This is a genomic window from Acidovorax sp. HMWF029 (assembly GCF_003060895.1).
In the GTDB taxonomy this organism is placed as follows: Bacteria; Pseudomonadota; Gammaproteobacteria; order Burkholderiales; family Burkholderiaceae_C; genus Acidovorax.
Genome location: NZ_QAIH01000198.1, coordinates 1 through 8,581 on the forward strand (window position 1 = coordinate 1; position 8,581 = coordinate 8,581).

The window sequence follows — 8,581 nt, forward strand, 5'->3', positions numbered from 1 at the left end:
CTGTGGGGGAGGGCAATGCTAACGAAAAAGCCAACGCCTTTGCCATTCAAGCCCGCGCCGAGCTGCACCTGCCCGCCCATGCGCAGCACCGCCTGCCGCACGATGGCCAGCCCCAGGCCCGAGCCGTTGGCGGCGTGGCCCAGGCCCCGGTAGAAGCGCTCGAACACCCGCTGGTGTTCGGTGGCGGGAATGCCCGGCCCATCGTCCTGCACCGACAGGTGCAGCGCTGCGCCCTCGCGCCGCAGCGCCACCGCCACGTTGCCACCGTGGGGCGTGTAGCGCAGCGCGTTGTCGATGAGGTTGTGAGCGATCGACTCGAATGCGGATTGGTCCAGTCGGGCGGGCAGGGTGTCGGGTGCGTCCAGCGACAGCTCGATCTGACGCGCCATCGCTTCAGGCACGACCTGCGCCAGCACACCGCGCAGCCACTGCGCCACGTCCAGGTCGCGCGGGGCGGGGCGCTGTGCGTCGTCCAGCGCGGCCAGGTCCAGCAGTTGCTGCGCCAGGTGCGAGGTGCGGGCGATGGCCTGTTCCAGGTGCGCCTGGGCTTGCGTGCGCTCCTCTTCGCTGGGCGAGCGGGCCATCACATGGGCCTGGGCAGTGATCACGGCCAATGGCGTGCGGATCTCATGCGCAGCATCCTGCACAAAGGCGCGTTCGCGCTCCACCTTGTGCCGCAGCTGGGCGAAGAGGTGGTCCAGCGACTGCTCCAGGGGCTTGAGTTCACGGTGGCGGGCGTTGAAGCCCACCGATTGCAGGTCGTCCTGCCCGCGCTGCGCAATGCGGCTTGCCAGTTGCTGCAGCGGCCGCAGGCCATGGCGCACCGAGAGCCACACCGCCAGCAGCACAAAGGGTGACGCCAGCAGCAGGTAGGGCAGCAGGGCGCGGCCGTTGTACTGCAGGAAGTTGGAGTCGGTGCGCTTGGTCTCAAACACGCGCAGCACCCAGCGCGCATCGCCGCCGGTGTAGATGCGGAACGACCGGCCCTGCAGGGCGGCTTCCTGGATGAAAGGCTCAGCGCGTGGCGTGGCGGGCGGCAAGGCCACGTTCTGCAGCCCCGGCGATGCAAACACGCGCTGGCCCGATGCCGCGTCCAGCAACTCGTGCATCTGCACCCCGGGCAGCAGGCCCACCTGGCGGCGGCGGATATTGGTCCAGTGGTCGGTGGCGGCAATGGCCGTGGCAGCATACGCGGGGTCGGTGACGGAGGCCAGCGAGTCCAGTACCGCGTCGCCGTATTTCATCAGGCCCGGGTCGCGGGTGATGGTGTGTTTGTAGTTGACGAAGTTGTAGCCCAGCAGCACTGCCCACACCACCACAAACGCTACCAGCACCGATGTCACGCTGCGGCGCATCAGCGTGGGCTCGGCCAGCCAGGCCCATGCGCTGTGCAACGCGTGTTTCATCGTGGTCATGCCTGCAGCAGGTAGCCCACGCCGCGCACGGTGCGGATCAGTTCTGGCCCGATCTTGCGGCGCAGGTTGGACACATGGACCTCCAGCGCGCCAAAGTCCAGGGGCTCGCCCAACGGGTCCAACCGCTGCGCCAGCACACCCTTGGGCACCACGGCGCCGGGCTCGCGCGCCAGCTCCAGCAGCAGCTGGAACTCGCGCGGCGACACATCCAGCACCGTGCCGTTGCGATGCACCGCGTGGCGGCGCGGCTCGATCACCAGCTCGCCCAGCACCCAGCGCTCGCTGGCCTGGCGCGCGCTGCGGCGCAGCACGGCGCGGATGCGCGATATCAGCTCGGCCGTGGCAAAAGGCTTGACCACAAAGTCGTCCGCCCCGCCATCCAGCCCGGCCAGTCGGTCTTCCACCGCCGAGCGCGCGGTGATCACGATGATGGGCACCTGCCCGCCTTGCCCACTCTGGTTGCGCCAGCGCGCCAGCAGATCGAAGCCACTGCCATCGGGTAGCGTCAGGTCCAGCAGCACACAGTCCACCGTGGTGGCGTCCACCATGGCGGGCGCATCCACCGCGCGGCGCAGCCATTCGCTGGTCAGGCCCTCCACCTTCAGCGCGGACTGCAGAGCGCGGCCCAGGTCCAGGTCGTCTTCGATGAGCAGGATGTGCATGGGGCGATTGTGGCGGGAGCAGCCCCGGTTGCGTGGTGCCGCAGCGGCCACCTTTGGCTGGCCTTAAGGCGGGGCTTTGCACAATGGCCGTATCCAATGGCTCAATACATGGGGGAGAAAGCAATGGCATCGACGACAAGGCAGGAGGAAATGCGGCGATGGTGGGGTAGCGCGGCGCTGGCTGCGGCGCTGGCTTTGGGGGGCTGTGCATCGGGGCCCACCCACCCATCGCTGGCCGGGGCGCAACTGTCCGACCTGGTGCCGGTGCGCGACTTCGTGGCCAGCCGGCAATCTACCGGCGGCTACCGCGTGTCGCCCGATGGAAAGCGCATTGCCTGGTTTGGCACCGACGGCGTGGTGCCTGCGATCTGGGTGCAGTCCATCGATGGGGGCGACGCCAAGGCGTTTCGCATCCGCGCGCGCACCATCCGCTTCAGTGCCGACAGCCGCTGGCTCGGCATCACGGCCGACCCCACGGGCGATGAAAACACCCGCATCTATGCGGGCGCGGTCGAGGGCCCCGGTACCGACTTGCGCGAGCTGATGCCAGCACCGCGTTCCGTGGCGCATTTTGCGGAGGCGGTGGATGCATCGTCCGACTTCATCGTCACCTCCAACCAGCGCGACAAAAAGGTGTTTGACCTGTACCGCGTGAACCCGGCGGGTGGCGCGCCGGTGCTCATGGCCACCAACCCCGGCAACGTGGGCTGGTGGGGTGTGGACACCACGGGCCAGTTGCGCGCACGGGCACAGATCCGGGGCGAGCAGGTGTTGCTGGAGCGGCCCGGTCAAGAGCCGGGTAGCTGGGTGACCGTGGCAGAGCGCAGCCGGTGGGACACGCTGAATATCTTTGGCCTGCACGACGAGGGGCGCAAGGCCTGGGCGCTGTCCAACCGGGGGCGCGACAAGCTGGCGCTGGTGCGGCTGGACCTGACCACGGGTGGCGAGGAGGAGTGGTTTGCCTCGCCCGACGTGGACCTGGACGACGTGACACTCAGCCGCCGCACCCGCGAGCCCTTGTTGGCTTACTTCATGCCCGGCTACCCGGCGCGCAAGGTGTTCGACCCCGCGCTCGATGCCCGGCTGTCTGCGCTGGCCGGTGACAAGCCCGCAGAGGTGCTGGTGACGAGCCTGGACCAGACGGACAAGGCGCTCACGGCGGCGGTGGCCACCGACCGGGGCACGCGCAACTACCTGCTGCGTGATGGGCACGAACCCCGCTTTCTGGGCGAGAACCGCCTAAGCCTGATTGCCAAGGACCTGGCCCCCACCACGCCCATCACCTACACCGCGCGCGATGGTCTCACCATCCACGGCTACCTCACGCTGCCCGTGGGGGCAGCGGCGCAGCGGCTACCCACCGTGTTGCTGGTGCACGGAGGCCCGTGGCGGCGTGACCGCTGGGGCGATGGCGCCACCAGCCGCGCCATGCAGCAGTTTCTGGCCAACCGGGGCTATGCCGTGCTGCAAGTCAACTACCGGGGCTCCAGCGGCTATGGCCGCAACCACATGGAAAAGGCCCGGGGCGAGTTCGCAGGCCGCATGCACGACGACCTGGTGGACGGCGTGCGCTGGGCGGTGCAGCGCGGCGTGGCCGACCCTGAGCGCGTGGCGATCTATGGCGCGAGCTATGGCGGTTACTCGGCCCTGGTGGGCGCCACCTTCCCCCCCGAGGTGTTTGCCTGTGCGGTGGACATCGTGGGCGTGACCGACATCGCACGCCTGCTGGAGGCCGCCCCGCCGTATTGGGAGCTGGGCCTGCCCTGGTGGCACCGCTACGTGGGCAACCCCGCCCTGCCCGAGGACCGCGCGCGCATGGATGCGAAGTCGCCCCTGTACCGGGCTGAACATGCACAAAAGCCCATCCTCATCATGCACGGCGTGAACGACCCGCGCGTGAAGCTGGAGCAGTCCGAATGGATGGTGGCGGCCCTGCGCAAGGCGGGCAAAGAAGTCGATTACGTCACCTTCAAAGGCGACGGCCATGGCAACCAGCGCTGGCCCAATAACCTCACGATGTACCGCAAGACCGAAGACTTCCTCGCCCGGTGCCTGGGTGGGCGGACCAGCGGGTTTGATTACTATCAGCTGGGGGCGTGGGCGTTCTGAGTTGAAACTGGGATGGCTCGAAATGCGCTGTGGAAATGACGTTGCAACTCATGTCACAGCGCTGGGCTTCGTCTGGGGGCCAATCTGAACTCTGAGGCTAGACTTCTGCCTTCAGCCAGGAGCAGACGTTGAGCGTTGCCCAAAATTGCCACCAACCATGTCCCTGCAAATCGACCAAGTTCCCACACGATTCGAGACCTTTCGTCCGGCATCGGCTGAAGAGTGTCGGACGCTAGTTGATGCGTTCCCCGCTATTGACTTGGACGATTATGTCCAGCTAGTGCTGCACTCGAACGGGTTGGGTGAGGTGTTCGACGAAGGACGCGACCGATTCGTGCACAACATGCTCATCCTTCCGGTTAGTAAGGCACTGGACGAATCGGGACAACTGTTCAGCAATCGGGTTTTTGCTCTAGGTCGCCCAGGCATCGACGGAATTACATTCTCGCTACTGCCCGGCAATGCTGCAGTGTTTGCGCACTACCCCATCGACGACGAGTTCGTCGCCGTTGCTGACTCGTTGTCCGCGCTATTGACTGGCTGGGCATCAAACAGCATCCGTCTTTGAGCGGCTGCTTCGGGCCCGAAGCCGTCGTTCTACAAAACCAACCATAGCTGCCGGTGGGTCACTCCCCGCTGGTATGAAGTCCAAACCGCGCTGTCTAAGTTCATGTGCCTGACTATGACGAGCTATAGTTTTCCGAGTTAGTACCTGCAGCCTTCGGCGACCCCTCAAACTTTGGACAAGATGAATCACAACATTCTTCGAGCGATCCTATTCATCGCGTTGATGCCGACCGCACTCAGCGCGCAGCCAAGTTCCGTCTTCTTGTTGGGCGAAGGCCGCGACAACGTCATGCAGAATTGGGAGGTGGCTCGCGAGAAGTGGGACGCACAGCCCAAGTGGACACCGTCGTCAGCCGGGCCACCGCCGCTGTCTGTTGGGAAGGCTGTGGAAGCCAGTGAGTTATGGCTGCGAAAGCGTCACCCTGAACTCACACAACTGGCAGTCAGTCAGATAGCTCTGCGGATGCAGTCCACAGCGGGCTCTGGCACCAAGGACGGTTGGTTTTACCGCGTTGAATTTCAGCCCATAGTCGCAGGGAAAAAGGTCTGGGGCGCAGATCTGGTAGCTGTGGTTCTGTTCGATGGAACGGTCGTCACGCCGAAGTCAGAGCCGCGTACACCCCCGCGGAATTGATCGGAGGCGTCTATCCAAGTGCGTTTTACCCTTCGTTGCAGCGGACCTCTGCTGTGACTGTTGAGCTCAAACATTGAGCGTCCGCTTTCAACTAAGGTGACCGACTGCTTCTGGCCGGATTCTGCCCCACGCCGAGGGACGCTAGCGGGCCCATACCTGCCGCGCGTTCCTATGAAACGCAAGATGCAAGACTATTGTTCATACTGCGGCTGCATCAAACATCCGAGCCTTCGTTTTTGAGCAGATGCAGCCGCTCTGCAAAATTGATGGTCCAACTGAGTCCGAACAGGAACAGTCGAATAGTGACCGCGAATGCGGCGAGCATACTGAGTGGCGCGCTAATCAATGCCAGTCCCAAGCTTGGTGTGCTCAACCTACCCACGAGCCAATACAGACCAAAGTAGCCATACCAAAAAACGGTGCAGAGAATCAATATCTGCAACACGGCGACCGTCGCGACAAGAAGGATTCGCATGCTGGATTTGTTCCGATAGGGCTAGGCGGCGAAGGTCCGCTCCTGGCCGAATTCTGCCCCACACAACTGGCTTGAGCCGCGCCAGTTTTGTCTGACGCGGGTGGGCGGCGCACAGCGCCCGGGTTGCTCTGGATCAGACTCTGCAGCCTTGACCTAGCAGTGGGGTGGTGATATTGATAAAATTGAGAATCAATATCATTCACAACAAGGCATTCCCCCATGAAAGCCATGGACCATGGCGCGGCTGCGCTGCTGCATCAGCGCGCCGGGTGCTCCGCACCCACCGGCCTGGACACGCTGCCCCTGCGCGCCCAGGCGCTGGTGACCGGGTTGCTGCCCGCCCGCGATGCGCAAGAGCACGGTGTGTTGTTGCGCCTGCTGGAAATCGGTTTTCTGCCCGGTGAAACCGTGCGCGTGGTGGCGCGGGGCGGGGTGGGGGGCGACCCCATCGCGGTGCGCATGGGGCAGGTCACGTTTGCGTTGCGCAGGCCAGAGGCGTCCATGGTGCAGGTGCAGCGGCTGGATGCCACTGGGCAAGCGCAGGGGGTGGCGGCATGAACGCACCCTCGGCAGTGTCCATGCCCCCGTCTGATGCCCCCGTGCGCATTGCGTTGCTGGGCAACCCCAACTGCGGCAAGACCGCGCTGTTCAACCTGCTCACCGGCGCACGCCAGAAGGTGGCCAACTATGCGGGCGTGACGGTGGAGCGCAAGGAGGGCCAGCTGCAGACCGCTGCGGGCCGCAGCGTGCGGGTGCTGGACTTGCCCGGCGCCTACAGCCTGCACGCACACAGCGCGGACGAGGCCATCACCCGCGACATCGTGCGCGGGCGCCGCGCGGGCGAGCCGGTGCCCGACCTGCTGGTGTGCGTGACCGACGCCACCCACCTGCGCCTGAACCTGCGCCTGGTGCTGGAGGCGCGCGCCCTGGGCCTGCCCATGGTGCTGGTGCTCAACATGATGGACGTGGCCGAGCGCCAGGGCATTGCCATCGACCGCGAGGCGCTGTCTCGCGAGCTGGGGATGCCGGTGTTGGCCACCGTGGGCGTGCGCGGCAACGGCGCCCAGGAGTTGTTGCATTGGCTGGATAGCGCGAACCTGCAGCAGCTCAAGCGCCCAGCGGTGGCGCCCGATGCAGTGGCGCGGCTGGATGCGAGCGACCTGGACGCGCAGAACGACGTCATCCGCACGCACCAGGAGGTGCGGCGCATTTTGGATCTGGCCGTGCGTGTGCCCGAGGTCAGCCTGCGTGCCGATGACCGCATCGACGCCGTGGTGCTGCACCCGGTGTGGGGCCTGCTGGTGCTGGCGGCCACCCTGTTTTTGATGTTCCAGGCGGTGTTCAGCTGGGCCGAGCTGCCCAAGTCGTGGATCGAAGATGGCGTGGGCTGGCTGGCAGCGCTCGTTAACGCCCACATGGCCGATGGCCCCTTGCGCAGCCTGCTGACCGATGGGGTGCTGGCGGGTGCGGGCGGGGTGCTGGTGTTTTTGCCGCAGATCCTGTTCCTGTTCCTGTTCATCCTGGCGCTGGAGGATTCGGGTTACCTGCCGCGCGCGGCGTTCTTGCTGGACCGCGTGATGGGCACGGTGGGCCTGTCGGGCCGTTCGTTCATTCCGCTGCTGTCGAGTTTTGCGTGTGCCGTGCCGGGCGTGATGGCCACACGCTCCATCACGCACTGGCGCGACCGGCTGGTGACCATCATGATCGCGCCGCTGATGACCTGCTCGGCGCGCCTGCCGGTGTATGCGCTGCTGATTGCGGCCTTCATCCCCGAGCGCACGGTGGCGGGGGTGTTCAACCTGCAGGGCGTGGTGCTGTTTGCGCTGTATGTGGCGGGCATTGCCAGCGCCATGGCGGTGGCGGCAGTGGCCAAGCTCGCGCGCAGCGACACGCGACCCACGCCGCTGATGATGGAGCTGCCCGCATACCGCTGGCCCAGCGTGCGCGGCCTGGCGTTTGGCCTTTACGAGCGGGCGGTGATTTTCATCAAGCGCGTGGGCGGCATCATCCTGGCCGTCACCGTGCTGCTGTGGTTTTTGTCCACCTACCCCGGCGCGCCAGAAGGCGCCACCCAGGCGGCCATCACCTACAGCTATGCGGGCCAGCTGGGCCGGTGGCTGGAGGTAATCGTGGCGCCGATTGGCTTTAACTGGCAGATCGCCATTGCGCTGGTGCCCGGCATGGCTGCGCGCGAGGTGGCGGTGAGCGCACTGGGCACGGTGTATGCGCTGTCTGCCACGGGCGATGGGGTGGCCAACCAGCTGGGCGCGCTGGTGGCGGGTTCGTGGTCGCTGGCCACGGCGCTGTCGCTGATGGCCTGGTATGTGTTTGCACCCCAGTGCATCTCCACCATCGCCGCCGTGCGGCGCGAGACCAACGGCTGGCGCTACCCGCTGCTCATGGTGGTGTACCTTTTTGCCATGGCGTATGCCGCCAGCTTTGTGACCTACCGCGTGGCGCTGGCGCTGGGCGGCGGCTGAGGGGAAAGGTGCTTGTGGCCCAGCAATTCATCGTTGGTCTGATCGTCGCCGCTGCAGCGCTTTATGTGCTGTGGCGTTATCTGCCCGCTCGCTGGCGCCAAGGGTTGGGCAAGGTCCACCCGGGGCTGGCTCAGGCGCCCGGTTGTGGTGGGGGCGATGGTGGGTGCAGCAGTTGTGGCAGCTGCGGTGTGCCGCCCGAGGCGGGCGCCGAAAAGCCGATGGCCATGCCAGCACCGCGC

8 protein-coding genes are annotated in these 8,581 nt (G+C 65.8%); 5 read left to right on the plus strand and 3 right to left on the minus strand.

Annotated elements, in window-relative coordinates:
• Both DBR12_RS13805 and DBR12_RS13810 read right to left on the minus strand, forming a co-directional pair.
• Positions 1-1,415, minus strand: a 1,415-nt coding sequence (locus DBR12_RS13805; protein ID WP_233244500.1) for a HAMP domain-containing sensor histidine kinase, incomplete at its 3' end; no start/stop codon positions are given.
• Positions 1,412-2,077 carry a response regulator transcription factor gene (locus tag DBR12_RS13810; protein WP_108617786.1) on the minus strand — a complete coding sequence of 222 codons (666 nt, stop codon included), beginning with the start codon at positions 2,075-2,077 and terminating at the stop codon, positions 1,412-1,414. The genes DBR12_RS13810 and DBR12_RS13805, both read right to left, overlap by 4 nt.
• Before the next feature lie 123 nt (positions 2,078-2,200).
• On the opposite strand from DBR12_RS13810, the gene DBR12_RS13815 reads away from it, so the two are divergent.
• The 3 genes from DBR12_RS13815 (at position 2,201) to DBR12_RS13825 (ending at position 5,387) form a co-directional block, all read left to right on the plus strand.
• A complete protein-coding gene (locus tag DBR12_RS13815; RefSeq protein WP_158275001.1) occupies positions 2,201-4,186 on the plus strand; it encodes a S9 family peptidase in 1,986 nt (661 codons plus the stop codon).
• Positions 4,187-4,343: 157 nt separating this feature from the next.
• Positions 4,344-4,754 carry a hypothetical protein gene (locus DBR12_RS13820; RefSeq protein ID WP_108617788.1) on the plus strand — a complete coding sequence of 137 codons (411 nt, stop codon included), beginning with the start codon at positions 4,344-4,346 and terminating at the stop codon, positions 4,752-4,754.
• Positions 4,755-4,934: 180 nt separating this feature from the next.
• The gene (locus DBR12_RS13825) at positions 4,935-5,387 is read left to right on the plus strand and encodes a hypothetical protein (RefSeq protein ID WP_108617789.1); all 453 of its coding nucleotides are present in this window, start codon (positions 4,935-4,937) and stop codon (positions 5,385-5,387) included.
• A 214-nt stretch (positions 5,388-5,601) separates the two neighbouring features.
• Here DBR12_RS13825 and DBR12_RS13830 read toward each other — a convergent pair whose 3' ends face one another.
• Positions 5,602-5,862: a hypothetical protein gene (locus DBR12_RS13830; protein ID WP_108617790.1), complete on the minus strand. Its 261-nt coding sequence runs from the start codon at positions 5,860-5,862 to the stop codon at positions 5,602-5,604.
• Between the two features lie 219 nt (positions 5,863-6,081).
• On the opposite strand from DBR12_RS13830, the gene DBR12_RS13835 reads away from it, so the two are divergent.
• Both DBR12_RS13835 and DBR12_RS13840 read left to right on the plus strand, forming a co-directional pair.
• Positions 6,082-6,420, plus strand: a complete 339-nt coding sequence (locus DBR12_RS13835; RefSeq protein WP_369861567.1) for a ferrous iron transport protein A — start codon at positions 6,082-6,084, stop codon at positions 6,418-6,420.
• Positions 6,417-8,342: a ferrous iron transporter B gene (locus DBR12_RS13840; RefSeq protein WP_199226690.1), complete on the plus strand. Its 1,926-nt coding sequence runs from the start codon at positions 6,417-6,419 to the stop codon at positions 8,340-8,342. The genes DBR12_RS13835 and DBR12_RS13840 overlap by 4 nt, the downstream gene beginning before the upstream one ends.
• Positions 8,343-8,581 lie beyond the last annotated feature (239 nt).